The organism is Campylobacter concisus (assembly GCF_003048595.2).
GTDB classification, from domain to species: Bacteria; Campylobacterota; Campylobacteria; order Campylobacterales; family Campylobacteraceae; genus Campylobacter_A; species Campylobacter_A concisus_L.
Genome location: NZ_CP049270.1, coordinates 1,079,252 through 1,105,130, shown reverse-complemented (window position 1 = coordinate 1,105,130; position 25,879 = coordinate 1,079,252). Strand labels below are relative to the sequence as shown.

Genomic DNA, 25,879 nt, shown 5'->3' with positions numbered 1-25,879 from the left:
CGCGTATCTGGATGGAAAAATGAAAAAATATCTTTGTAAAGCGATACTTCTTTTGGTCGATCTTTTGGCTATTTGGGTGTCTTTTGGTATAGCAGTCGAGCTTAAAAATTTATTTTACGGCGACCACGTGTTGCTTGATATATCCAAGTATCAGGGCTTTGGAATCGCTTATGCCTTGATGATAGCCTTGTTTTTTTATCAAGGGATTTATGCTAGGAGGTATGATTTTTGGCACGAGTGCGCCATAGCGGTAAAGAGCTGTTTTTTTGGGCTTTTGCTTACTTTAGCTGCACTTGCCTTGCTAAAGATAAACTATGATTTTTCAAGAGCTAGCTTGATTTTGGGCTTTGGCTTTATGATTTTTATTATCCCGGCTTTTAAATTTATAGCTAAAATTTTGCTCTTTAAACTAGGCTTTTGGAAAAAAAAAGCTAAAATTTTAGGCGAGAACAAGGAGTTTGAGCTGGCGATTTTTGATGATAAATACCTAGGCTATATTCGCGCGCAGACCGAGTATGAGTCGCTTTTTATAGGCGGTAGCGGCATGAGCGTGCAGAAGCTAAATGAGCTAATAGAGCAAAATATCAAGGAAAATAAAGAGATTTTATTCACGCCCGTGCTTAGAGGTTACGATTTTACGCAGGCTCATATTTACAACCTATTTAACTCCCGCACGAGCCTTTTTGCGATACATAACTCTTTGCAGAGTAAATTTAACATTGCGCTAAAAAGAGGGCTTGATATATTTTTGATAGTTATGGCTTTGCCGCTTTTGATTCCGATTTTTTGCGCGGTCGCTATCGCTATGAAGATAAGCGAACCAAGAGGCAAGATATTTTTCTCGCATCAAAGGATGGGGCTAAACGGCAAGCTGTTTGGGTGTCTTAAATTTCGCTCGATGAGAGAAAACGGAGCCGAAATTTTAAAAGAGTATCTTGAAAAAAATCCGCAAGAAGTGGAGTATTTTGAAAAATATCATAAATACGAAAACGATCCGCGCGTAACCAAGCTTGGGAATTTCCTCAGAAAAAGTTCTCTTGACGAGCTACCTCAGCTAATCAACGTCCTAAAGGGTGAGATGAGCATCGTAGGCCCTCGCCCGTGCGCGCAGTATGAACGCAAGGATATGGGGCGATACGCCGAGCTAATCTTGGCGGTTTTGCCTGGAATTACCGGCATTTGGCAGGTTAGCGGCAGGAGCGACGTAGACTTTGAGACGAGGGCGCGAATGGATGCGTGGTATATGAAAAACTGGTGCATCTGGAACGATATCGTGATAATCATAATGACCTTTAAGGTTGTTTTAATGTGTAAAGGCGCAAGCTAATTTCATTAAAAAGGAAAAAAATGTCAGAACGGAATAATCAAATAATTTATCAAGACGAAGAGATAGATCTATTTGAACTAGGCAAAAAAGTATGGAATTATAAAAAATATATCTTTTTAACTGCCGGTGCGGCTTCGTTGGCGGCCGGATTATATGCCTTTGTAGCTACGCCGCTATATAAGGCTACGGCTTTGGTTGAGACGGATACTATAAGAATGATAACGGCGAAGAAATCTTAATAGCAAATACCGCCGATAATGTACAAAAATTAACGATAAAGTATATCGACCCGCTAAAAGGCGTTGAAGGCCTCGACTATAAAGTAGAAAAGATATCGGAGGTAAAAAATAATAAAAAGTTTTTTGACATAGAGGTCGTCGCAAAGAGTAACGATACGGCCGTAAAACAGATAAATAAAATGGTTGATGATTTGGCGAGCGAGCATCAAAATGCCATAAACACATATATCGAATTAAAAAAGGTTCAGCTTGCAAATATAGAACGTCAGATAAATTTCTTACAAAACAACGTCATAGTGGAAAAGCAACAGCAGATAGAATATATAAAATCAACGCAGATACCTCGTATAGATAGGCAAATAACATATATGAAAGACGCTATTATACCTGCTGCACAGCGCGAAATATCGGCAATAGACGATATAAGTATTCCGTCGGTGCGAAAGAATATAGAGTTAAATACGCAAAGATTAAAAAAATATGAAGCAGAGCTAGAAAAACTTCGCACCAATAAAAATGTAGGCGAATCCGAAAATATTATACTTCGCCAGATGATGGAACAAGGTATTTATAGTCAAATTTCAAATTTAGAGCAAAGTATGATAGCTTTTGAGCAGCAAAAGCAAGTATTATTAACAAAATCTAAACCTGATGCGTAGAATAGATTAGATAGGTTGGTTGGCGTAGAGCTAGAAAATATGCAGGCGGAAAAAGATATCTTAGTTAATGATAAATTACCGTCCTTACAAAGAGAATTAGTAAATTTGCAAACCGAGGAATTAAATAAGCTTTTAGATCAAAGATCTCTCATAGAGCTTGCATTAGAGCCCTATAATTACCAAAATACGCAGATAGTTTCCGATATAGTTATCTCAAATAAACCAGTTAAACCTAAAAAGGTAATCATAATTGCAATTGCATTTTTGTCGGGTTTGATGCTGTCCGTATTCGGGGTTTTGGTTTACGATTCAATAAAAAATAGAAAGATAAACGGGAGGGTTAAGTACCCTCCAAAATTTTTATAGTTTGCCGCCTTCAACGACGAGAGATTCTGGATTTACGCTATCGCCATAGATCGGTTTTAGTGTAGCATCATAGTCTTTGTGGAAGAAATTTTCTTTTCCAAGCTCAATGATCTCATTGTTTAGCCAATCAAGTAAAACTTTGTTACCTTTTTTAACAGCTGGAGCTATCACGTCCACATCACCAAGTGCTTCAACGCCTACGACAAAACCTGGAGTCTCTTTCGCCCAGGCAAAAAGTAGGGCGTTATCATGCGCTAGTGCAGCACCTCTTTTATCAACCAAAGCTGCAAATGTTTCAGTATTTTGGTCGTATTTTGCAAGCTTAATATCAGGATAATTTTTTGTAAAAAACGCGTCTGCGGTTGTGCCCTTATTTACGATTAGGGTTTTGTCTTTTAGCTCATCGATGCTCTTTATCACTGCACCTTCAGGGCTTACTATGCCAAGCGAAACCTTCATGTATGGAAGTGCAAAATCAACAACTTGTGCACGCTCAGGTGTTTTTGTAAAATTTGCAAGCGTGATATCTACTTTATCAGCTACTAAAACTTCAACTCTACCAGCAGCCTCGACTAGCTCAAATTTTACCTTACTTTCATCGCCTAGTAGGTCTTTTGCGATACGTTTTGCAAAGTAAATATCATAGCCTTGATTTTTGCCGTCTTTATCGACATAGCCAAATGGTGGTTTGTCGCTAAAAACACCAATTCTTACATATCCGCGCTCTTTGATCTTTGCGATCGCATCAGCTTCGTTTGAAGCAGCTTTTGCCGTGTCGGCACCTTTGTCATTACCACAACCCGTTAGAAAGACGGTAGCGATTAATGCTAATAAGAAAAATTTAAATTTTCTCACTCTTTCTCCTTGTAAAAAAGTTAAATAAATAAGAGCGTTAAATTTTCGCTCTAAACGCATTTTGAAAAAACGGCAAATTATCTCTTATTTTTTCTAAAACGAGAATAAATTTAGAAATTTCTTCGCGCGGTCGCTCTTTGGGTTGGTAAAAAATTCCTCCGGCTCGCTGATCTCCACGATCGCTCCAGCGTCCATAAATACGATCTTATTTGCAACCGCCCTTGCAAAGCTCATCTCGTGGGTGACTATTAGCATCGTCATGCCATCTTTGGCTAAATTTAGTATCACATCAAGCACTTCTCTAACGATCTCAGGATCAAGCGCAGCCGTAACCTCATCAAATAGCATGATCTCAGGGTTTAAACACAGGCTTCTAACAATGGCTATACGCTGCTTTTGGCCGCCACTTAGCTCCTTTGGATAGGCAAATTTCTTATCAAGAAGTCCAACCTTGCTTAACCACATATCAGCGGTCTTTTCAGCCTCAACTCTATCTCTTTTTTGCACCTTTAAAGGCCCAAGAAGGACATTATCTATGACGTTCATGTGATCAAACAGCTCGTAGCTTTGAAAGACCATGCCGACTTTTTGGCGGATCCTTTGCCAATCATTAAATTTAGCATCAATCACTTCACCATCGATTATTATCTCACCGCTAGCGATGCTCTCAAGGCCGTTTATACATCTAAGAGTTGTGCTTTTGCCACAGCCTGATGGGCCAAGAAGCACGACCACTTCACCGCTTTTTACCTCTAAATTTATATCCTTTAAGGCGTGAAGCTCTCCATAAAATTTGTTTATTTTTTTAAGTTCTAATATGTTTTCGCTCATTTTAGCTCCATTTTTCTTCTAGTTGTTTTGATAGTTTTGAGACTGGATAGCAGATCACAAAATATAAAAAGAATATGAGCGTGTATATCCAAAATGGTGCCATAGGATTTGTAAATACATTTCGCTCGATGATCTGCTGACCGACTTTGACCACCTCTACAACGCCAATTAGCACGACTATAGAGGTCGTTTTTATCATACGGCTTAGTAAATTTACAGCCCCAGGCACTAGCCTTCTCGTGGCTAGTGGGATGATGACGTGAGAGTAAATTTGAAATTTACTAAGCCCAAGTGAGGCGGCTGATTCAAATTGATGTTTTGGTATTGATGTTATTGCGCCACGCACGATGTCCATCATTTCAAAAATTCCCCACAAGCTAAAGACGATGAGTGAGGCTGTAAATGCTGAAATGTGAATATCAAACGCCTTACTGACACCAAAATAAAATAAAAATAGCCAAACGATCTGAGGCATTATGCGAACGATTTCTAGGCAAATTTTTAAAATAAAATAGATAAATTTGTTTTTCATGCTCATAAGCACGCCAAACACTAAGCCACCGATTATAGAGATAAAAATAGAGATAAATGAAATTTCTGTGCTAACAACTAGACCTTCAAAGAGCCTTAGTAAATTTTGCGTATCAAATAATATACTAACTCCTTGCATTTCTCACCCTTTTTTCGACATAGCTAAGCACCAGCGAGACTGGCAAGATGATGATGAGATAGCTAATAACCAGCATAAAAAGCGCTTCGTCTGTTTTGTAATAAAGCCCAATGAGATCCTTTGCGACGTAAACTAGATCAGCAAGTGCCACGATGCTAACGATGCTTGTCTCTTTTAGTAAAAAGATAATATTTGCACTAATACTTGGCACCGCTACGCTAAATGCTTGAGGCAAGATAACATATCTTAGGAGCTGATTTTTGCTAAGTGCGATGCTAAGTCCTGCTTCTATCTGCGACCTTCTAACCGCCTCAAAGCCAAGTCTAAAGCTCTCACTCATATAGCTGCCTCCAAGAAAGCTAAGTCCCGCAACCGCACAGGCAAAGCCGCTCATCGACACCCCAAGCTTTGGCAAGCCATAATATAAAAAGAAAAGTTGTATAAGAAGAGGCGTATTTCTTGAGAGCTCGACATAACAATCAATTACTTTTGATAGAAATTTTAGCTTGTAAAATTTCACAGCCATACAAAAAATACCGATCAAAATAGAAAAAACGATCCCTAAAAAGGCGATCTCACAGGTAAGCACTCCGGCCTTAACATAAAGCGGATAAAATTTCTCAATAAACTCAAAATCCATAAAACTTTAATCCAATCTGAAAAATGGAGTTATTTTATCTTATAATCATAAATTTAAAACTAATTAGATATGATCTTGCTTTAAATTTAAGCTTGCAAAAAGGATAAAATTTGATCGATCTTTTTCAGATCATTGGCTTTTTAGGGATGATTTGCATCGTGATGGGCTACTTTTTACTTCAGATTGGCCGCCTAAATAGCCGCGATCTAGCCTATCAGATAATAAATTTAGCAGGTGCGGTGCTACTTATAATCTCGCTTTTTGTGCACTTTAACCTCGGATCATTTTTGATAGAGGTCTTTTGGATAATCATTACGATTTATGGAATTTATAAAATTTACAAGGAGAGAGCGTGAGAGCGTATGCAGAGTGGGAAGAGCAGGAGCTTTTGTTTTTATCGCTGCCGCATAGTAAGAGCGACTGGGAGCCTTATTTAGAGGAGATTTTGGCGGGCTATGAGGAGCTTATGGCTGCTGTTACGCCCTATGAAAAGGTGGTGCTTATCTGCCCTGATGAGACGAATTTCACTAGATTTAAGAAATTTAAAAATGTAGAGTTTGTAAAACTTGATACTGACGATACTTGGATCAGAGACTACGGTATGATCGATGTTTGCACCAAGGATGGCGTAAAGAGCTATGACTTTAAATTTAACGCTTGGGGTGGTAAATTTAAGAGTTCAAAAGATGATGCGATAAATTTAGAGCTAGCTAAAATTTACAAGACCAAGCTTGAGCCAGTTGATATGATACTAGAGGGCGGAAGTGTTGAGTTCAACGGAGATGGCGTGCTTTTAACCACCTCAAAATGCCTGCTAAATGAAAATAGAAACAAAGCGCTTAGCAAAGAGCAGATCGAAGAAAAGCTAAAAAATTTATTTGGCTTAAAACGTATCATCTGGCTTGAAAATGGCTTTATAAAAGGCGATGATACAGATAGTCACATCGACACTTTAGCGCGCTTTATCACGCCTGATACGATAGCTTACGCAGCTTGCGATGACAAGAGTGATGAGCACTTTGATGAGCTTAAAAAGATGGAAGATGAGCTTAAAAAAACTGGCTTTAAACTACTTGCTTTGCCGCTTCCTAAGCCTAAATTTTATGATGGTAAAAGGCTTGGCTGCACATATGCGAACTTCATCTTTATAAATGGTGCGCTAATCGTGCCAACATATAATGATGAAAACGATGAAAAGGTGCTAAATTTACTAGCTCAGGCATTGCCAGATAGAAAGATCATCGGTGTAAATTCGTTAGTTTTTGTCCGTCAAAATGGCTCGCTTCACTGCTCAAGCCAAAATAGATACAAAAGGGCTTAATCTTGTCAAGTCCGTTTGATTATGAGTTTAACCGTATAAATAAGCAGGAGTGCACACAGGGTGAAAATAAGGCCGTTATCGCAGCCGGAGCTTGCGCCTTTTTGCTCGCACTTGTGAAATTTGCAGCCGGACTTTTTAGCGGCTCGGTCGCTGTACTTGGCTCGGCGATCGACTCGATGCTTGATTTTATCGTGTCACTTTTAAATTTATTTGCGCTTAGAAAGTCAAGAAAGCAAGCTGATGAGAGATTTAACTTTGGCTACACAAAGCTAGAGGCGTTAGCAGCGCTATTTGAGTGCGTCATCATCGTGTTAGCGTCAGGCTTTATCTTTTATGAGAGCATTAAGAAATTTAGCGAGCCAAATTTAGAGATAGACCTTGGCTTAAGCCTTGGTGTGATGGTATTTTCGGTTGTAGTGACGCTATGTTTGGTGCTATTTTTAAACCAAATTTCTAAAAAAAGTGGCAACCTTATCATAAAAGCAGACGCGCTGCACTATAAGATCGACCTTTTTAGCAACCTAGCAGTCATTATCTCGCTACTTATTATTAAATTTAGCGGATTTGTGATGATAGATGCTATCTTTGGTATCGTGATAAGTGGCTACATCGCTCAAAGCGCGATAAGCCTTGGCAAAGATGCCCTTGGTGTCTTGCTAGATCACGCAGCAAGTCCTGAGATCACAGAGGGGATCATCAAGATGATAAAGGCAAAGCAGGGGGTTTCAGACTTTCACTATCTAAACACAAGACAGAGCGCAAATACCATATTTTTAACGCTGCATTTAGTTTTTGACAAAGATATCTCGCTTTACGACGCGCACGAGGTGGCCGACTCGCTTGAAGCTGAGATAAGAGAGAAATTTAGGGATTATTCGTGGCAGATAACCACGCATTTAGACCCATACAACGACAAAGAAGGGAGATGAGATGAAAGTAGCACTACTTCAACAAGAATTTAAAGGCACAAAAGAGGCAACTATCGCAAAGACGCTTGAGCTAATAGCTGAGGCAAAAAAAGGCGGCGCTGATCTAGTAGTATGCCAAGAGCTGCACCAGACGCAGTATTTTTGCCAAAGCGAGGATACAAATTTCTTTGATCACGCAAACGACTGGCAAGAGGACGTCGCTTTTTGGGGTAGGGTAGCAAAAGAAAATGGCGTAGTTTTAGTCACTTCGCTCTTTGAAAAGAGGGCTGACGGACTTTATCACAACACCGCCTTTGTCTTCGAGCGTGACGGCAGCGTGGCTGGCAAATACCGAAAAATGCACATCCCTGATGACCCTGGATTTTACGAGAAATTTTACTTCACGCCTGGTGATATTGGCTTTGAGCCAGTTGAAACAAGCCTTGGCAAGCTTGGCGTTTTGGTTTGCTGGGATCAGTGGTATCCAGAAGCAGCAAGGCTAATGGCGCTAAAAGGGGCAAAAATTCTCATCTATCCAACGGCTATTGGCTGGTTTGAGGGCGATAGTGATGATGAAAAGTCAAGACAGCTTGAAGCGTGGGTGGCGGTGCAAAGAGGTCACAGTGTGGCAAATGGCTTGCCAGTGGTCGCAGTAAATCGCGTGGGCTTTGAAAAAGATGATAGCGGCGTGATGGATGGGATAAAATTTTGGGGAAATAGCTTTGTTTTTGGGCCACAAGGCGAACAACTTTTCCGTGCAAATAGCACAGATGAGCTTTGCAAGATCGTTGAAATAGATATGAAAAGAAGCGAAGAAGTGCGCAGAATTTGGCCATTTTTAAGAGACCGCAGGATCGATGCCTACGCAAATATCACAAAAAGATTTATCGACTAAATTTAGAGCTAGAATTTCTAGCTCTTTTAAAATTTAAATTTCTTATCTACAATTCGAACTATCCTGCCGCCAAGCCTTTTTGCCTGCTCCTCATTGTGCGTGGTGATGATGATAGTGTATCTTTGCGACAAGCTTTTTAAAAGCTCCTCTACGATCAAGACATTTTTCATATCAAGCGATGAGCAAGGCTCATCAAGCATGAGTACTTCAGGCTTTGTAGTTAGCATCCTTGCGATGCAAAGTCTTTGCTTTTGACCACCAGAGAGCTTGCTAGCTGGCATATCTAGGTCACTTATTTCACCCAGTAAATTTACGCTTTTTAAGAGCTCTTCTACTCTTTTTTGCTTATCTTTTATGCTGCCCTCGTAAAATTCCATTGCATAGGTCAAATTTCTCTCGACGCTAAAAGGAAAGAGTGTGGCGTCTTGAAAGAGTATGGCTAGCTTCCTTCTTAGCCAAATTTCGCCCTTATTTTTGATATTTTCGCCTTTAAATAAAATTTCTCCGCTATATCTGCCGCCTTTTTGCTCCAAAAAGCCATTTAGCGCTGAAAGAAATGTCGATTTGCCACATCCTGAGCTTCCCATTAGGCAGATGATCTTGTTTTCGGCGACGTTTAAATTTAGATCTTTTAAAATTTCATTATCTTGGTAAAAGATACTAAGATTTTTTATGTTTAAAATATCTGGCAATTTTCTCTCCTATATCAAATAAAACTACAGCTGAAAGTAGGTGCAAAATGATCAAAATAAAAATTAGCACGAGCGCCGTGGCATATGCATTTTGCGTTGCGACTGACTGGCTTAGGAGCATGTGCAGGTGAAAAGGCAGTGCCATAACTGGCGAGAGCAGGCCTTCTGCCTTTGCCATAAAAACGACCCCTGTTAAAAGTAGCGGTGCGGTAGCCCCTATGGCGTAGCTGCCAGCAAGTATCAAGATAGATATTATATTTTTTCTAATAGTTGGCAAAACCAGCTTTCTAGCCATGAAATTTTTATCAACGCCAAGCGCGAAGCTATCTCTTAAGATCTTTTCATCGATCTGCGAGATCACCTTTTCTGTGCTTACTTCAACAAATGGAAAGACCATCAAGGCAAGCGTAATGCTAGCTGTTAGCAGGCTTTTAGGGATATCAAGACTAACGATAAAAAGCCCATAAACAAACATCCCAAGTAAGATAGAAGGTATGGAGGCCATCGTTTGGATGATAAATTTAAGCCCAAGCTTGATCGTGCTAGAAGCGCAGTAAATTTGCCTATAAATGGCGCAGCTAACGCCAAGAAGCGCAGAAAATATCATAGATAGTATCATCAGCAAAAATGAGCCTATGATGGCGTCTTTTATGCCACCACTCTCACCTAAATTTAAACCTTGCGGGTTTTTGGTCAGAAAGTCTAAATTTATCTGAGAGATGCCATTTACAAAGATGAAATAAAATATCCAAAATATCACCGCAACCACTATAAATACGCAAAGATAAGCATAAAATTTGACTAGATGATCTTTAAAAGTGTTCATTGTTTTTCTCAAATTTAAAGATAAAAATATTTAGCATAAATATAAAAACAAGCAGGATAAATCCGCTTGCAATAAGAGCGTGATAGTGCAAGCTGCCAGCCTCGCTCATACCCATTTCAAGGGCTATTAGAGATGGTATGGTCTGAGCTTTTGAGAGCAGGTGCGGAAAAAGTGGGGTGTTGCCTATGACCATCATCACAGCCATAGTCTCGCCAGCTGCTCTTGAAAATGCGAGTATAAAGCCTGAAATGCTTGCTTTGATCGATTTTCTTAAAATGACCTTACGTATAAAGTATCCAGTGCTTACGCCAAGCGCGTCTGAGTTTGTTTTGAAATTTTGTTTTAGTAGACCCACGCTTTGGAGCAAGTGCGAAGTAAAAAAGGGCAGTATCATGACGCTAAGGATGAGGCTAGCTGCCAAGACTGACTCGCCAGCGGACATTTTTAGCTCTGACTCTAAAATTTTTACAACCGTGTAAAGCGCGAAAAATCCATATATGATAGAGGGTATGCCAGCTAGAATTCTTATCATCCAGTCTAGCACATGCCTAAGCCAAGCACTTGCAAAAAAGCAGATAAAGATAGTAACGCCAAGCGAGATAAAAAATGAAAATATGCAAGCTAAAAATGCGACTGCGAAATTTGCGATTAGGATATTAAACAGCCCAAAGCTAAATGGCTCTGTGCTAACGTCCCAGTCGTCATTTAGCAAGAAGTCAAAAAGGTTTACTTCTGCAAAAAAACTCGTGGAATTTAGTAGTAAAAACCCCACGAGTAAAAGCAAAAGCACGGCGGATAAAAGTGTGAAAGCATATACCCCGCCTTTAAAAATTTGCCCTGTCATTAGACTATTTTACTGGTATAAATCCCATTTTTTCGATAGTCTTTTGACCTTCGGCTGAATTTAGCACATCAACAAAAATTTGCTCGCTCTTGCTTAGATCGCCACTTTTTACGATGATGAGTGGACGAGAGATGTAGTATTTGCCGTCAACTATATTTTTCACAGTTGGCTCTACACCGTCAACATTTAGCGGTATTAGTTTGCCTTTGTTTTGATTTGTGATACCAAAAGAAGCGTAGCCAATTGCGTTTTTATTTTCGATTATTTTTGAGACAAGTGCGCCCATGGAAGGTGATTGGATGACGTTTTTGCTAACTTTTACATCTTTCATGATCTTTTTTTGAAATACCTCGTGAGCACCGCCGCCAAGATCTCTTGTAACTACGACTATTTCGTCATTTGGTAGAGATTTGTCAAGGTCGCTCCACTTTTTGTACTCGCCTGAGAAAATTTTGATAATCTCATCTTTACTCAAATTTCCGCCCTTTAGCTTTATTACCTCATTTTCTGGGTTTACAGCCACGCAAAGTGCGTCTATACCAAGTGTATAGGCTTTCATATCCTTGATCTTTGCTTTTTCGCTATCTTTTATGTCGCGAGCTAGCATGCCAAAGTCAGCGACATGATCAAGCACAGCTTTTACGCCAGCGCCAGAGCCACCAGCTGAGACAAAAATGGTGATATTTTTGTTTGGTAAAGTGCTATCTACTTTATCCCAAGTCTCGTATTTTTCGATAAAGTCAGTTGAAATTTTAGCGATGACCGGAGCTAGAGTAGATGAGCCACTAAAGCTAACTTGCGTTTTCTCATCCGCGCCAGAAGCGAAATTTAAAGATAAAAGCAGCATAGAAGCGGCCAACATAAGTGATTTTTTCATAAAAACCTCCAAAATTTGATTATTATTAACATTTATAAAAGCTATTGGTTAGTTGTAAATTTGCAACAGTTTTTCTAAAACTTAGAACTGCGGTGGATTATACAATAAAAAATGATATTTAAATAGCTGATTTATCAAATTTATTTTGGCTGATAAAGAAATATAAAATTAATCTTAAGAAAATATTTTTTTAAGTCTTGATTGTGTAGAATGGTTGCAACTTTACCAAAACGGCATGAAAATATCATATTAAATAAGGTAAAAAGCTAAATTTATAGAATAAAATAGCCTTAAATTTCTTGAAAGGATCTTAGATGAAAACTACTTCTTTGGCACTTGCTGGCTTGCTTTTAGCAACAACTCTTTCAGCAAAAGAATTTATCAGTATCGGCACTGGCGGCATGACAGGCACTTATTATCCGATAGGTGGAGCGATTTGCCGTTTAGCAAACAAAAATACTAATGTAAAATGCTCAGTCCAATCAACTGGCGGCTCTGTTTATAACGTAAATAACGTTTTGAAAAAAGAGCTCACATTTGGCTTTGTTCAAAGTGACGTTGTCTATGATAAATTTAACGGCACTGGCAAATTTGACGGAGCAAAAGATGAAAATTTACGCTCAGTAGTTGCGATCTATCCAGAACTTCTTGCATTTGTTGTAGCAAAAGATAGCGGTCTGACAAGCGATCTTGCTTCATTTGCAGGTAAAAAATACAACGTTGGCAACCCAGGCAGCGGCAACGAAGTGAGCACACTTGAAGTCTTTAAAGCAAAAGGCTTTGACGTTTCAAAACTAGGATACCGCGGCGTTTTAACAGTTGGCGAATGCCCACACGCACTAAAAGATAAAAAGATAGACGGATATAGCTTTGTCGTCGGCCATCCAACTGCAAACATCACTGATGCTGCGACATCTTTGCCGATTGATATCCTAAATATCGAAGGTAGTGAGATCGATAAGCTTCTTAAAGAGAAACCATACTTTGCAAAAGGCGTCATCCCAAAAGGCTCTTATGATGGCGTCGATCACGATGTAAATACTATTGGCGTAAAAGCTGTTTTAGTAACTAGCAAAGACACAAAAGATGAGGCTGTAAAAGCTGTGATAAAAGCTATTTTAGACAACTTTGATGAGTATAAAACTCTTCACCCAGCACTAAAATCAGTTAAAAAAGAAGATCTCGTTCAAGGTCTTTCAGCTCCGCTTCACCCAGCTGCAGAGGCTGCGTTTAAAGAGGCTGGTATCTTAAAATAGTCCATTTCCAGGGGCTTTTGCCTCTGGATAAAATTTAAATATGCAAATTCTTTTAAATTTATATATTTAAATTTTAAAGGAGAGAGATGAACGAAGTTAAAGACAATGAAGAACAATTTGTCGAGGTAAAAACAAGGGAGATAAATAGCAATTTTTACAACTATTTCATTGCGATTGTATGCTTTTCTTGGTCGGTTTTTCAGCTTTATATAGCGTATTTCCCGCTAAATACTAACATTTCACGCTCAGTGCACCTAGCTTTTGCGGTTGGGCTTGTATTTTTGCTCTATCCAGTCACTTTTCATAAAAAGGCTCACTCAAGTTTGCCGTTTTACGATCTAGTTTTTTGCGTGATAGGCGTTGTTGCCGTGCTTTATCCAGCAGTATATTTCTACGAGCTTGCTGATAGGACGGGGGACTATATCAAGCAAGATGTGATCATCTCATTTATCGCTATTTTTATCTTGCTTGAGGGTGGTAGACGCGTGATGGGGCCAGCTCTTGGTATCATCTGTGCTATATTTTTGATATACGATCACTTTGGCCCTTATATGCCAGACATCATCGCTCATCAGGGTGCTAGCCTAGAAAAGATCGCAGGACATATGTTTTTAACAACAGAGGGTGTCTTTGGTGTGCCTATCGGCGTTAGCGTTAGTTTTATCTACCTTTTCGTTCTTTTTGGCTCATTGCTTGAAAGGGCAGGAGCTGGACAATACTTCATAAATTTAGCCTTCTCGCTTCTTGGCAAATATAGAGGTGGCCCAGCCAAAGCCTCAGTCATCGCAAGTGGCCTAACAGGCATGGTTTCAGGTAGCTCAACAGCAAATGTCGTAACTGTTGGTACATTTACCATACCGCTTATGAAAAAAGCTGGTCTTTCGCGCACAAAAGCTGGTGCTATCGAGGTTGCAGCCGGTGTAAATGGACAGCTCATGCCACCTATCATGGGTGCGGCTGCTTTTATTATCGCTGAGTTTTTAGGCATGACATATACAAATGTTATGATGGCAGCGGTAATTCCTGCATTTGCATGCTATTTGTCGCTATTTTTTATCGTGCATTTAGAGAGCGTAAAGCTTGGGCTAAAAGGCATAGATCAGAGCGAATTTCACTCAAGATTTAAAATTTTTGTGAGCGGTCTTCACTACATAACGCCGATCTTGATTTTACTTTATACATTGCTAATCGCAAAAGAATCAGCTATCTCGGCGGCTTTTAATGCGATTGGATTTTTATTTTTAATAATGATCTTTCAAGAGCCAACTAAAAAGCTAGCAAGTGGCGAAAAAGTTGGTATAAATGACGTACTTATTGGCTTTGAGGATATATTTTGGGCGATGGTTACAGCCGCAAAAAGTATGACTACTATTGCCATCGCAACAGCGCTTGCTGGCATCATCGTGGGCTCTATCTCTTTAACTGGCCTTGGCCAAGTACTTTCAGATTTAGTTGAGTTACTTGCTGGTGATAATATAGTTATGATATTGCTTCTTACTGCGATGATGTCACTTATACTAGGAATGGGCCTTCCAACAACAGCGAACTACATCGTAGTTTCAAGTCTTGTGGCACCTGTTATTTTATTTTTGGCACACAAAAATGGCTTTTTGATCCCAGCCATTGCTGTGCATCTTTTTGTCTTTTACTTTGGAATTTTAGCCGATGATACACCACCAGTTGGTATCGCAGCTTATGCAGCAGCTGGTATCGCTAAAGCAAATCCTATAACTGTTGGCGTTCAAGGATTCTTTTATGATCTAAGAACAGCGATCTTACCATTTGCTTTTTTCTTTAACAACAAACTTATGCTAATAGATAGCGTAAATGAGGGCGATCCGCTTGATTCAAAAGGAATAGTCTGGATGAGTAATCCGCTTGAAATTTTACTTGTCTTTGGTATGGCGATCGTGGGAATGTTTGCATTTTCAAGCTTACTTCAAGGCTACTATGTCACAAAGCTTAGAATTTGGGAGCGTATTCTTTTGATTCCGGTTGTGCCACTAGCTCTTGTACCAAATATATGTGCGAAATTTAATCTTATACCAAACGAATACACTGCTTATATCGTAGCTGCTGTACTTTATGGATTTGTTTTTATGACTCAATGGGGCATTAAAGATAAACCACTTGATCAAATAAAAATAATCTAATCTTAGGCAAGAGCATTCTTGCCTAAATTTCTAATATAAATTTTTAGACTACCTTTATACTTTGGGTAATTTTTATTTAAAATAAGTATTTTTTGGATTTTTTTGTTTTAAGAAATTTTTAGGCTCGTAAGCCTAAAAATTATAGTTGTTTTGAGCGTCTTAGATCGCCTGCAAATTCGCAAGACATCTTATCGCCTAATTCGCAGCCTTTTACTAAAAATTCATAAGCTTTTTTAAATTCTTTAGCCTCTATCAAGATAGAACCTACCATCTCGCAAGAATATCCATCATTCTTCTCACAAGCTTTATTAAAAAGTTCTCTTGCTTTTTGTGGCTCAGTATTTAGATAAAGTCCACCAGCTGCCGAGCAACCTTCAACCTCGCCAGCTTCGCAAGCTTTGTTATAGTACTCCAAGGCCTTGCTTGGATTAGGCAGAGCCGTTTTTCCTAGTTGGTAAATGGCGCCAGTTTTTACACATGATTTTACATCATTTTCTGCACATCCTGCTTCAAATTTAGCTAAAGCTTCTTTGAAATTCGAGCTCCCATATGCCTTTAGGCCATCTTCAAAGTTACCTGCAAAAGCACAAGCAGCTAAGATTGAGATAAAAATCATTTTTTTCATTGAAATTCCCTTTTTTGTGAATTAACATGCAATTTTAGCATATTAATTTTTACACTTACTTGATGAAAAATAATTACGCTTTTAAAATTTGCTCTTGTTTTTTATAATTAGGCATGATTTTTTCTATAAAATCGTAAAAACTTTTTTGATGATGTGGATAGAGCATGTGTGTTAGTTCGTGAAGAACGACGTAGCGCACGGCTGAGAGTGGCTTTTCTATGAGTCTTAGGCTTAGGTTTATATAGCCTTTTTTATGATTGCAGCTGCCCCAGCGAGTTTTGCTATTTCGTATGACGATGCGCTTGATTGGCTTATTTATAAAAGGCTGAAAATGGCTTACAAGCTCTAAAAACAGCTCTTTTGCTCTTACTTTTTTAAAACACTCAAGGCTTTTTAAATTTGGCGTAAAGACAAACTCGCCATCAAAAAATGGCTCTTTAAAATTTTCATCAAATTTTATCTTATAAACTTGTCCAAGAAATTTCATCTCATTATCTTTTGGCAAATTTACAAGAGCTTTTTTGTAAGTATTTTCAAGCCAAATTTTATGCATCTCAAGAAAGCTAAGAGCCATCTTTTGTGTGCTGTAAAATGGCATAGATAGCGTGATCTTAGCGTCCTTACCAACTCTTAAACGCATGGATTTTACATTTGTTTTAAAATTTATTAAAATGCTTAGCCCATAAAAGTCTAAATTTATGCTCTTTTGCTTTAAACTAGGCGTTTTTCTTGCCATTTTTTGCTTTAAACTAGGCGTTTTTCTTGCCATTTTTTGCTTCTCCAACGCCATGTATTTGCAAGGCCTCTTAGCCATTCATCAGCACAAAACCCTATCCAAACGCCGATAATTCCCCAGCCAAGATAGATGCCTAAGAAATATCCAAGTGGCAGCGAAAGCCCCCACATAAAGATAAGGCCAGTCGCAAGAGGAAATTTTGCATCACCGCTTGCACGAAGGGCATTTACGATGACTATGTTAAAGGTTCTGCCCGCTTCAAGAAATATCGAAAGTGTAAAAAGTGGTAGCATGATCGCACGTAAATTTTCGTTTAAATTTAGTGCGTCCATGATCTGATACTTTAGCGCATAAGCTATAAGCACGACTACAAGCGTTATAAAAACTCCAAGTCTTAACGCCCTAAATGTCCTTGTATAGGCCTCGTTAAACTCGCTTGCTCCAACTAAATGTCCTACAATGACCTCGTTTGCCACGCTAATGCTCGCTCCACAAAGCAAGATAAGAAGCGTGATCTGAAAGTAAATGGTCTGTACGCTAAGGCTAGCCTCACCCATACTTGCCACAAAGCCAAAAGCGACCATGTATTGCGCCATCCAGAGTAAATTTTCGCCTGCGCTTGGAAGGCCGATTGAGAGGATTTTCTTTAAAATTTCAAATGGTACGACAAGTAGCTTTTTAAAATAAATTTTAACTTTTGCCTTTTGACTCAGCATATAAGCTAGCACAAAAATGCCTACTAATCTGCCAACAAGTGTCGAGATAGCGACTCCTTGTAGGCCTAAATTTGGCAGATTAAACCAGCCAAAAAGGGAGATAGCATTGCCTAAAATCGTAATTACGTTCATTAAAACCGAAGTTAGCATAACAGCAGTTGCTAGGTTATAAACACGAAGCACAGCAGCTAGCACCATACCGATACCATCAAAAAGTAGGGCAAAGCCAAGGATATGAAGATATAAGAAGCTATCATTTATAAGCTCTTTTGGCACGTTTAGTAAATTTAAGATGTTGTAGCCAAAGACGTAGATAATGATAGCTGAGAAGATACCAAAGAGTGTATTTGACGTGATACTTGCGTGTATGACGTTTGAGGCAAGATCGTTCTTTTTAGCTCCCAGTGCTTGGGCGACGACAACCGAGCAGCCAATGCTTAGGAAGTTAAAAATGGTCATAAAAAGATCCATCACTTGATTACCAGCACCCATTGCACCAACTAGATGCACACTCACTTTTGTCACCATGTAGGTGTTGATAATGAGCGTAATGAAGTGTAAAAACATATCTAAAAATATCGGAACTACGAGTTTTCTCATAGATAAGTTCATTAAATTTTCCTTAATTATTTTAAAAATTTTGGCGATTATAGCCAAAATTAGGTTTTAGCTCCCTTTTGATATAATCGCGAGAAATTTAAAAAATGAGAGAAAAATGGCATTAATCGACCTGATAGACGTAAGTAAAAAATTTGGCGCAAACGAGATTTTAAACGCTGTAAATTTTAGTGTAAATGAAAATGAGAAAATAGCTATCATCGGCAAAAATGGCAGCGGTAAAAGCACGCTTATGAAGATCATCTCTGGCGAGGTGGCAGTAGATAGTGGCAGACGCATAGTGCAAAACCTAATAAGCGTAGAGATGCTAGCTCAAACTCCAAATTTTAACGCAACTTTTACCGTAAGGCAGGCACTAAATAACGAGCTAAAAGAGATATTTGACGCGATAAGCGAATATGAAAAGAGCGGTGTTTTGCTAGCAAATGATCCTGAAAACAAAGAAATTTTAAAAGAGCAAGAGAGGCTTTTAAAATTTATAGAGGCAAAGGACGGCTGGAATATCGAGCATAAGATCGAGCGAATTTTGCAAGAATTTAAGCTAAAAGAGTATGAGAACAGACCCATTTGCTCGCTAAGTGGCGGCGAGATCAGACGCGTGGCACTGGGTGCGCTCATCCTTAAAAAGCCAGATGTGCTGCTACTTGATGAGCCAACAAACCACCTTGATGTCTATATGGTCAAATTTCTTGAAGATATGCTTAAAAGCTCAAATCAAAGCATAGTTTTTATAAGCCACGATAGGTATTTTATCGATGCGCTGGCAACCAGGTGCGTTGAGGTTGAGGATGCAAGCTTAAAAAATTTCGAGGGTGGATATGCAAACTATCTAACCAAAAAAGAGGAAATTTTAGCAAGCCTTGCAAAGTCGCATGAGACTCTGCTAAAACAGCTAAAGGCTGAAGAGGAGTGGTTAAGAAGAGGCGTGAAAGCTAGGCTAAAGCGAAACGAGGGTAGAAAAGAGCGGGTGCTTGCTATGCGAGAAGAAGCCAAGAAAAACCCAGGCGTGATAAGGCGTGTGAGACTTGAGCTAGAGCGTGCGAGTAAAAATTTCAACCAAACGCAGAGCCAAAACCGCAAAAAAATGCTCTTTGAGTTTAAAAATTTAAGCAAAAGCATAGACGGCAAGGTGCTTTTTGAAAAATTTGACGCAAGGGTATTACAAGGCGAGAGGATCGCCATAGTGGGGCGAAATGGTAGCGGCAAAAGCACGCTACTTAAAATTTTGCTAGGACTTGAAAAGCCAAGTAGCGGCGAGATAAAAAGAGGCGAGGTGAGTATCGGCTACTTTGATCAAGCTAGAAATGTCCTTGACGATGAAAAGAGCCTTATAGAGACCTTTTGCCCAAACGGCGGCGATCACGTGCTTGTTCGTGGGCGAAATATGCACGTTTATGGCTATCTTAAAAATTTCCTCTTTCCAAAGGAATTTCTGGATAAAAAGATAGGCGTTTTAAGTGGCGGCGAGAAAAACCGTGTCGCACTTGCGATGCTTTTTACCAAAACTTACGATGTGCTGGTGCTTGACGAGCCGACAAACGACCTTGATATCGCAACTATCAACATTTTAGAAGACTACTTGCAAAGCTTTGAGGGGGCTATCTTGCTAGTAAGCCACGATAGATATTTTGTCGATAAGATGGCAAATAAGCTCTGGGCGTTTGAGGGCACAAAGATAAATGTCTTACATGAAGAGTATAGCGTCTATTTGGAGCTTGAAGATGAACTAAAAGAGCTTGATAAATTTGAAAAAGAGCTCTCAAATAGCCAAAATGAAACCAAACAAAAGAGCAAATCTGGCGCAAAGCTGAGCTATAAACAGACGAAAATTTTAAACACATATCCAGATAAAATTTCAACCCTTGAAGCAAGAGTAGCCGAGCTAAACGAGGGGCTTAGCGATCCTAAAATTTATCAAGAAGTGGGGCTTACTAAGCTTTATGAAGAGCTAGAAAAGGCAAAAGCCGAGCTTGAAAGCCTAGAAAATGACTATTTTGAAGTGCTTGAGATCGCTGAGGAGCTCGAGTAGCTTGAAAAAGATCGGTAGGATAAGCGCGCTAAATAGAAGAGTTGTTAGGCAAAATTTAGCCACAAGCATGAGCCTTTTGATAGGTAAAGAGAGATTTAGCGGGGTGTTTTCACCAGAGATAGAAAAATATGAAGTAGGCGATCTAATATAACAAGGTTGGATTTTTAAATAATATAGAGACCATTAGGCTAATCGCAAAAAGCAGCGAGGAGTTAGGGCTTTTTGCAAGGATTAAAAATTTGATCTTCATGCTTAGTTATTTTTATTTATGCTTTATTGCGTCAGTCTTTATTTATTATGGGGTTACGCTGGAATTTAATATTATTAGGCTTATTATTACATTAGCAGTCGCTTGTTTTCTGTTTTTGATGGGTAAATTTGCATATCTTAAGTTTTTGATATTTAGATATTTTATATTTGTATAGGACTTTGAAATTTAAATGTATGAGGTTTTGCGGCTTGATGAGGTCGCTAAATTTGTTTGAAATGGGGCTAAAATGCTAAAAAAACATCCGCTAATCTCTGTAGTGATCGCTATTGTTGTGATATTTTTTGCTGTCTATTTTTTTATCTTTGGTTTGACTACTATTTTAGATGACGACATTGGCGATAGTAAAGAGCTAAATAATAGCTTTTTTTACGTCAAAGACGACAAGGTCTATGCCATGGTACCAAGTGGTGGTAAATTTGAGCTAATAGGCGTGAGGGCCAGTAAATTTAGATACATTGACACCGGCAAATACGACAACAGAAACGTTGGCGCTAGCGATAAGGCGGTATATTGCGGTAATCTCGTGATGAGTGGGCTTGATCCAAATGGCGTTAGAGCGCTTGGCAATGGCTACTTTGGCGATGGCAAGATCACATATTTTTGCGATAGCGTAAGCGAGACAAACCTCGAAATATCCGCATTTAAAGAGTTTTGGGACATCGTCTCACATAAAATGTTTAACACTCCAAAAGCGCAAACTCACATCTATAAATTTAGAGAGGTTGATAACGTAAATTTAGCAGCGATATTGGGCTTTGGCTACGCAAGTGACGGCGTTAAGGTCTATCATGATGGCAAAGAGCTAGAGGGCGCAAATGCCAGCAAAATGCGCTACATCGAGCAGGCATCTGGCAGAAAGAGCGTGCATTTTACGACTGACGGAGAAAATGTCTATTATGACAGCTCAAAACTAGGGATTAAATTTAACCCGCAAATGCGTGATATCGGCGAGATATGGCGCATTCACTATCTTTATGAGCCAAATTCTGGCATGGTCTATGCAAACGATCACGAATTTGACCCCAAATTTGCCCCATACGAGCCACTTTTTAACCTAAAAGATGAGCACTCCTATCATGCGCTCTTTCGTGGTAAAGGCGGTATCTATCACTGGGAGCGAAAGTGGCAGTGGTATAACAGCATAGATGAGGGCGAGTTTGTAAGAGACGGCGACGATCCTTTTAAAGGCGAGATAACGCCGCTATATGGCGATGTGGTGATAAGTGATGGCAAGACATATTTTCTAAAAACCTATGAAATTTGGCACAACACAAAAAATGACCACAGCCTAAGCTCACGCCACACGTGTATTGTAAGGCTTGATACAAAAGAGCAGTGGCGAAAGATAGGGCTTGTAAGAAACGATGGTTACGGAGCGGTTTATGCAAACGGAGATAAGACATATTATTTTGATAACGTCGGCTACGGCTGGCATTTTAACAGCAGCGTTTATAATATAAACGACCTTGGCGTGGTTGAAATTCTCACTCGTCCTTATGGCCCAAATGTTAAGAATTTAAAACTTGATGAGATAGTAAAAATGGTAGATCAAGGCGCTATGACGCCGACTGAAGGCGAGGTGGTGATCGATGCGATAAGCGACTTTGATGATTACTCGCAAAAATATGCCTACTGGATATTTTTAGCCATCGCATTTATTGTCTCGGTGGTTGGCTCTATTTTTAAAAATAAAAAGCAAGCAAACAAGCTTAAAAAAAGGGTAGATGATTATAGATTATGAGAAAAATTGCGACTAAGATACTTTATCTTTTTGTCATTTTGACATTATTTTTTGTTTTGGCGATGCTTTATCTGTGGCATGAGGGCGAGTATCAAAGAAGCTTTGCAAACATTGATAATAGCGAGTTTTACCGCTCGCCAGATGGTAAAATTTATGTTCAAATTTCAGGCAGTGGCAAGTATGAGCTAAAAGGCGTTGATGAAGCTAGTTTTAGGGTTTTAAAGCTAAAACACGCATACGACTACTCAAATGTGGCGGCTGATAAAAACAGTGTCTATTGCGCTAGAGAAATTTTGCCTGGTCTTGATCCAAACAGCACCAAAGTGCTTGGCAATGGCTATCTAAGTGATGGCAAGATAAGCTATTATTGCGCCACTAGAAGCGAGAAAGAGGCGGGATTTAGCGAATTTAGCGCCATTATGAAAAACCTTGTTCACGTTTTTATAAAAAGCTACGATGATAGCCCTTATTTTTACAGGATAAAAAGGGTTGAAAGCACAAATTTAGAGCCTATCTTTGACGCTGGCTTTGCAAGAGACGGCAGCACGCTTTACTACAAGGGCGAAAAGCTTGACGCGCAGCCTAGCGAGCTAAGATACATCACGACAGAAAATGGCGCTGCTAGCGGATATTACACAGATGGCAAAAGCTTGTTTATGGGCTTTTATAGGCTTGATGCGAGCTACTCAGATGAGACGCGCCGTATATGTTATGACCCAAAGCACGATATAGAATATCTTTTTGAGCCAAAAAGTGGGGCGGTGTTTGCAAATGAGCTCAAATTTAGCGCCCAAAATATGCCTTATAGCGCCATTTATAGCGTGGATAACGTGCACTCGTTTTGGCCTCTTTTTGCCAGCAAAGATGGAATTTACTTTTGGGATAGCAGTAAAAACGAACAAGTTAAAATTTCAGACTATCAGCTAAAAGGCGAGCTAAAAAGGCTCTATGCTGACGTTTTTGTAGATGAGGGCTCAGCGTATTTTTTACAGCAAGGCGAAGAGTGGCAACGCTCAAAGCATGGTAGGCACTTAGTGGCACAAACTGTCTCTTTATATAAATTTGCCCCAAATGGCTCTTGGCGTGAGATAGGACTGGTAAAAGATGGCGAGTATGGCGCAGTCTATGCAAACGGCGATAAGGTCTATTTTTTTAGCAATATAAAGCCATTTTATGGCATTAGACATAGCGTTTATGAGGTGGCTGATCTTAGCGTAATTGAAATTTTAACAAGAGCGTCTAAAGAGCTTAGCGCAAAAGATATCAGCCAGATGATAAAGCGCGGCGAGCTAGTGGAGGCAAGCGGCGAAGAGGTCGCGAGATCTAGGATAGAGTTTGACTCGCCAAAGATCATCTTGTATATCACATTTGGCATTGCTTTTGTCGTCATAGTGCTAACAACTCTTGCAAAACCAAAGAGAGATGAAAGAGACTTGAGATAAATTTCAAAGTGGCTATTTTTGGTGGCTGAAGCTTAAAATTTCATAAAAAATTTAAAGAGAAAATTTGACCTATTTACTCTTTTTTGTTAGTTTGAAAGCAAGCTGACATTACAAAAAGGAGGAAAAATGATCAAATTTCAAAGATCAAAATTTAATAATTCAGTATTTATCCCATCACTTATTGTGATAGTTTTAATAACAGCATTTGCAGCGGTATTTCCAAATTTCTCAAATGAATTTTTTAAGGGTATGCAAGATTACATCTCGGCAAAATTTGGCTGGTTTTACATCCTTGCTGTTGCCGTCATACTTCTTAGCGTCATCATCCTTGGCTTTAGCAAGCTTGGCGAGATCAAACTAGGAGCCGATCACGTAAAGCCAGAGCATAAAAATATCTCGTGGTTTTCTATGCTTTTTGCCGCTGGTATGGGCATAGGTCTAGTATTTTTTGGTGTGGCTGAGCCGCTTATGCACTATCTAAACCCACCAGTTGGTGACCCGCAAAGCATCGCTGCAGCAAAGCTTGCGATGAATATCACTTTCTTTCATTGGGGCATGGGGGCATGGTCAGTTTATGCTATCGTGGCGCTAATACTTGCTTTTTTCTCGTATAGGCACGGCTTGCCACTCACGCTTAGATCGGCGTTTTATCCGATAATTGGCGATAAAATTTATGGCAAGATAGGCAATGCTATCGATACATTTGCCGTCGTGGCGACGCTTTTTGGCGTGGCGACCTCGCTTGGATATGGCGTACTTCAGGTAAATGCGGGTCTTACACACGTTTTTGGGCTGCCAACCATGCATATCACGCTTTTAATAGTGCTTTGCCTAGCTGCAACCATCTCAGCGGCAAGTGGCGTGGATAAGGGCATCAAAATCTTATCAAACGCAAACATCGCACTAGCTATTTGTTTTATGTTTTTCATACTATTTTTGGGCGATACGACGCAGCTTTTAAAGTCATTTGTACAAAATAGCGGCGACTACGTCTCTACGCTTATTTCAAACACATTTAACCTCTACGCCTACGAGAAGCAAAATGATAGCTGGCTTGGTGGCTGGACGCTGCTATACTGGTCTTGGTGGCTCTCTTGGTCGCCGTTTGTGGGGCTATTTATCGCTAAAATTTCAAAAGGCAGAACGATAAGAGAATTTGTCATAGGCGTGCTTTTAGTGCCGACTGGCTTTACTTTTGCTTGGATGAGTTTCTTTGGCAACTCAGCGATCTCGCTCGTGCAAAATGGCTTTAGCCAGCTAGCAACGACCGTAAATTCTGACTCAGCCTCAGCGCTATTTATGTTTTTAGAAAAATTTAGCTTCTCAGGCGTGCTAAGCGTGATCGCAGTCTTTATGATCGTCATATTTTTTGTAACTTCTGCTGACTCAGCAGCGATCGTTGTGAACATGCTTTGCTCAAACGGCAAAGACGATACGCCAGTTTGGCAAAAGGTATTTTGGGGCGTTGCAGTGGGCATTGTGGCGGCATTTTTGATGCTAGCTGGCGGACTTGCCTCACTTCAAGCGCTTACTATCACCACAGCACTGCCATTTGCGATCGTGCTACTTGGCGCTATTTACGGGCTATTTAAGGCGCTACGTGTGGATCTAACCAAAAAAGAGACAAATAACTTTAGTAACATGCCTCTTAGCGATCTTTCAAAACCTTGGCAGGAGCGACTAAGCGCGATCATCACGCTTCCAGGCAAGAAAGATGGCAAGAAATTTTTAAACGAAGTCGTACTAAAAGCGTTTAACGAGCTAAAAGAGGAATTTGCCAAAAATGGGCTTGAAGCAAAGGTCACAAATGGTGAAAATTTTGTAAATTTAAACGTTGGACTTGGCGATGAGATGGACTTTAGATATGGCGTCTATCTCACCAAAAGCCAGAGCCCAGACTACACCAGAGAGCTTGACGGCGATGATCTTTACTATAGAGCTGAAGTCTATCTAAAAGAGGGCGGTCAGGACTACGACGTGCTTGGCTGGAGCGAAGCCACGCTGATAAACGACGTCATCGAGCAATACCGCAAACACATGCAGTTTTTACATGTTGTTAGAGAGTAAATTTGAGTGAAATTTGCCTGGAATTTGAAAATTTCTAGGCAAATTCTAAATTTTACTCACTCGTTATCGTTTGTTACTGAATTTAAAAGCGTGATATACTTGTTTGTAAATTTTAAAATTTGATTGAGTTTTATGCACGTGGTGTAAAGCAAGATATGAGTGTCCTTATTTTTTAGAGAAAACAAATTAGAAAATTTAACTTTATTGGTTTGTATTTTTGCTTGTAGCTATGAGATAAATTTTAAATAAAAAATGTTAATTTTTTGTTGCGTATC

Annotated in this window: 26 protein-coding genes; 15 read left to right on the top strand and 11 right to left on the bottom strand. The window is 39.5% G+C overall.

Translation table 11 applies throughout. The features are described from left to right. The first annotated feature begins 19 nt into the window (after positions 1-19). The 4 genes from CVT15_RS05625 (at position 20) to CVT15_RS05615 (ending at position 2,591) form a co-directional block, all read left to right on the top strand. The gene (locus CVT15_RS05625; RefSeq protein WP_087586618.1) at positions 20-1,327 is read left to right on the top strand and encodes a sugar transferase; all 1,308 of its coding nucleotides are present in this window, start codon (positions 20-22) and stop codon (positions 1,325-1,327) included. Between the two features lie 20 nt (positions 1,328-1,347). After that, on the top strand, positions 1,348-1,566 hold the full coding sequence (locus tag CVT15_RS10010; RefSeq protein WP_230853905.1) for a Wzz/FepE/Etk N-terminal domain-containing protein: 219 nt from the start codon (positions 1,348-1,350) through the stop codon (positions 1,564-1,566). 179 nt (positions 1,567-1,745) lie between these two features. Next, positions 1,746-2,225: a hypothetical protein gene (locus CVT15_RS10005; RefSeq protein ID WP_230853904.1), complete on the top strand. Its 480-nt coding sequence runs from the start codon at positions 1,746-1,748 to the stop codon at positions 2,223-2,225. A 15-nt stretch (positions 2,226-2,240) separates the two neighbouring features. After that, a complete protein-coding gene (locus CVT15_RS05615) occupies positions 2,241-2,591 on the top strand; it encodes a GNVR domain-containing protein (protein WP_087586619.1) in 351 nt (116 codons plus the stop codon). Here CVT15_RS05615 and CVT15_RS05610 read toward each other — a convergent pair. The 4 genes from CVT15_RS05610 to CVT15_RS05595 all read right to left on the bottom strand — a co-directional run bounded on the left by CVT15_RS05610 (position 2,586) and on the right by CVT15_RS05595 (position 5,587). Further along, positions 2,586-3,446, bottom strand: coding sequence for a cysteine ABC transporter substrate-binding protein (locus CVT15_RS05610; RefSeq protein WP_021091264.1), 861 nt, complete (start codon positions 3,444-3,446; stop codon positions 2,586-2,588). The two genes, CVT15_RS05615 and CVT15_RS05610, sit on opposite strands and share 6 nt — an antisense overlap. A 93-nt stretch (positions 3,447-3,539) precedes the next feature. Further along, the gene (locus CVT15_RS05605; protein WP_103576670.1) at positions 3,540-4,277 is read right to left on the bottom strand and encodes an amino acid ABC transporter ATP-binding protein; all 738 of its coding nucleotides are present in this window, start codon (positions 4,275-4,277) and stop codon (positions 3,540-3,542) included. A 1-nt stretch (position 4,278) separates the two neighbouring features. Continuing rightward, complete coding sequence (locus tag CVT15_RS05600) at positions 4,279-4,947, bottom strand: amino acid ABC transporter permease (RefSeq protein WP_103576671.1); 669 nt, start codon at positions 4,945-4,947, stop codon at positions 4,279-4,281. Continuing rightward, complete coding sequence (locus CVT15_RS05595; protein ID WP_087577942.1) at positions 4,934-5,587, bottom strand: amino acid ABC transporter permease; 654 nt, start codon at positions 5,585-5,587, stop codon at positions 4,934-4,936. Before CVT15_RS05595 ends, CVT15_RS05600 begins: the two co-directional genes overlap by 14 nt. Before the next feature lie 110 nt (positions 5,588-5,697). Here CVT15_RS05595 and CVT15_RS05590 point away from each other — a divergent pair, with 110 nt between their 5' ends. The 4 genes from CVT15_RS05590 to CVT15_RS05575 are packed head-to-tail and all read left to right on the top strand — an operon-like array spanning position 5,698 to position 8,711. Continuing rightward, a complete protein-coding gene (locus CVT15_RS05590; RefSeq protein ID WP_021089339.1) occupies positions 5,698-5,943 on the top strand; it encodes a CBU_0592 family membrane protein in 246 nt (81 codons plus the stop codon). Continuing rightward, complete coding sequence (locus CVT15_RS05585; RefSeq protein WP_103576672.1) at positions 5,940-6,908, top strand: agmatine deiminase family protein; 969 nt, start codon at positions 5,940-5,942, stop codon at positions 6,906-6,908. The genes CVT15_RS05590 and CVT15_RS05585 overlap by 4 nt, the downstream gene beginning before the upstream one ends. Before the next feature lie 2 nt (positions 6,909-6,910). Beyond that, the gene (locus CVT15_RS05580) at positions 6,911-7,837 is read left to right on the top strand and encodes a cation diffusion facilitator family transporter (RefSeq protein ID WP_103576673.1); all 927 of its coding nucleotides are present in this window, start codon (positions 6,911-6,913) and stop codon (positions 7,835-7,837) included. A gap of 1 nt (position 7,838) precedes the next feature. Continuing rightward, positions 7,839-8,711 (top strand): carbon-nitrogen hydrolase, encoded by an 873-nt coding sequence (locus tag CVT15_RS05575; RefSeq protein WP_103567192.1) that lies wholly within the window; start codon positions 7,839-7,841, stop codon positions 8,709-8,711. A 26-nt stretch (positions 8,712-8,737) separates the two neighbouring features. Here the strand turns inward: CVT15_RS05575 and CVT15_RS05570 are convergent, their stop codons facing one another. The 4 genes from CVT15_RS05570 to CVT15_RS05555 are packed head-to-tail and all read right to left on the bottom strand — an operon-like array spanning position 8,738 to position 11,950. Further along, complete coding sequence (locus CVT15_RS05570) at positions 8,738-9,403, bottom strand: phosphate ABC transporter ATP-binding protein (protein ID WP_103576674.1); 666 nt, start codon at positions 9,401-9,403, stop codon at positions 8,738-8,740. Beyond that, complete coding sequence (locus tag CVT15_RS05565; RefSeq protein ID WP_103576675.1) at positions 9,372-10,229, bottom strand: PstA family ABC transporter permease; 858 nt, start codon at positions 10,227-10,229, stop codon at positions 9,372-9,374. The genes CVT15_RS05570 and CVT15_RS05565 overlap by 32 nt, the downstream gene beginning before the upstream one ends. Then, on the bottom strand, positions 10,216-11,073 hold the full coding sequence (gene pstC, locus CVT15_RS05560; RefSeq protein ID WP_103576676.1) for a phosphate ABC transporter permease subunit PstC: 858 nt from the start codon (positions 11,071-11,073) through the stop codon (positions 10,216-10,218). The genes CVT15_RS05565 and pstC overlap by 14 nt, the downstream gene beginning before the upstream one ends. 4 nt (positions 11,074-11,077) lie before the next feature. Continuing rightward, complete coding sequence (locus CVT15_RS05555) at positions 11,078-11,950, bottom strand: phosphate ABC transporter substrate-binding protein (RefSeq protein ID WP_103576677.1); 873 nt, start codon at positions 11,948-11,950, stop codon at positions 11,078-11,080. Positions 11,951-12,264: 314 nt separating this feature from the next. On the opposite strand from CVT15_RS05555, the gene CVT15_RS05550 reads away from it, so the two are divergent. Beyond that, complete coding sequence (locus tag CVT15_RS05550) at positions 12,265-13,206, top strand: TAXI family TRAP transporter solute-binding subunit (RefSeq protein WP_107698543.1); 942 nt, start codon at positions 12,265-12,267, stop codon at positions 13,204-13,206. An 86-nt stretch (positions 13,207-13,292) separates the two neighbouring features. Beyond that, on the top strand, positions 13,293-15,359 hold the full coding sequence (locus tag CVT15_RS05545) for a TRAP transporter permease (RefSeq protein ID WP_107898189.1): 2,067 nt from the start codon (positions 13,293-13,295) through the stop codon (positions 15,357-15,359). 139 nt (positions 15,360-15,498) lie between these two features. Here CVT15_RS05545 and CVT15_RS05540 read toward each other — a convergent pair whose 3' ends face one another. The 3 genes from CVT15_RS05540 to CVT15_RS05530 form a co-directional block, all read right to left on the bottom strand. Then, complete coding sequence (locus tag CVT15_RS05540; RefSeq protein ID WP_107898190.1) at positions 15,499-15,984, bottom strand: tetratricopeptide repeat protein; 486 nt, start codon at positions 15,982-15,984, stop codon at positions 15,499-15,501. 73 nt (positions 15,985-16,057) lie between these two features. Then, the gene (locus CVT15_RS05535; RefSeq protein ID WP_230853903.1) at positions 16,058-16,753 is read right to left on the bottom strand and encodes a M48 family metallopeptidase; all 696 of its coding nucleotides are present in this window, start codon (positions 16,751-16,753) and stop codon (positions 16,058-16,060) included. Next, positions 16,729-18,048 carry an MATE family efflux transporter gene (locus tag CVT15_RS05530; protein WP_103576362.1) on the bottom strand — a complete coding sequence of 440 codons (1,320 nt, stop codon included), beginning with the start codon at positions 18,046-18,048 and terminating at the stop codon, positions 16,729-16,731. Before CVT15_RS05530 ends, CVT15_RS05535 begins: the two co-directional genes overlap by 25 nt. Before the next feature lie 103 nt (positions 18,049-18,151). On the opposite strand from CVT15_RS05530, the gene abc-f reads away from it, so the two are divergent. The 5 genes from abc-f (at position 18,152) to CVT15_RS05505 (ending at position 25,604) form a co-directional block, all read left to right on the top strand. Beyond that, positions 18,152-20,083, top strand: coding sequence for a ribosomal protection-like ABC-F family protein (abc-f, locus tag CVT15_RS05525; RefSeq protein ID WP_103576361.1), 1,932 nt, complete (start codon positions 18,152-18,154; stop codon positions 20,081-20,083). A 1-nt stretch (position 20,084) separates the two neighbouring features. Beyond that, entirely contained in the window at positions 20,085-20,234 is a 150-nt protein-coding gene (locus CVT15_RS05520; RefSeq protein WP_180998498.1) for a hypothetical protein, read from the top strand. A gap of 346 nt (positions 20,235-20,580) precedes the next feature. Then, entirely contained in the window at positions 20,581-22,095 is a 1,515-nt protein-coding gene (locus CVT15_RS05515; RefSeq protein WP_103576360.1) for a DKNYY domain-containing protein, read from the top strand. Next, entirely contained in the window at positions 22,092-23,537 is a 1,446-nt protein-coding gene (locus CVT15_RS05510; protein ID WP_103576359.1) for a DKNYY domain-containing protein, read from the top strand. The genes CVT15_RS05515 and CVT15_RS05510 overlap by 4 nt, the downstream gene beginning before the upstream one ends. A 126-nt stretch (positions 23,538-23,663) precedes the next feature. After that, entirely contained in the window at positions 23,664-25,604 is a 1,941-nt protein-coding gene (locus CVT15_RS05505) for a BCCT family transporter (RefSeq protein ID WP_103576358.1), read from the top strand. Positions 25,605-25,879: the final 275 nt, after the last annotated feature.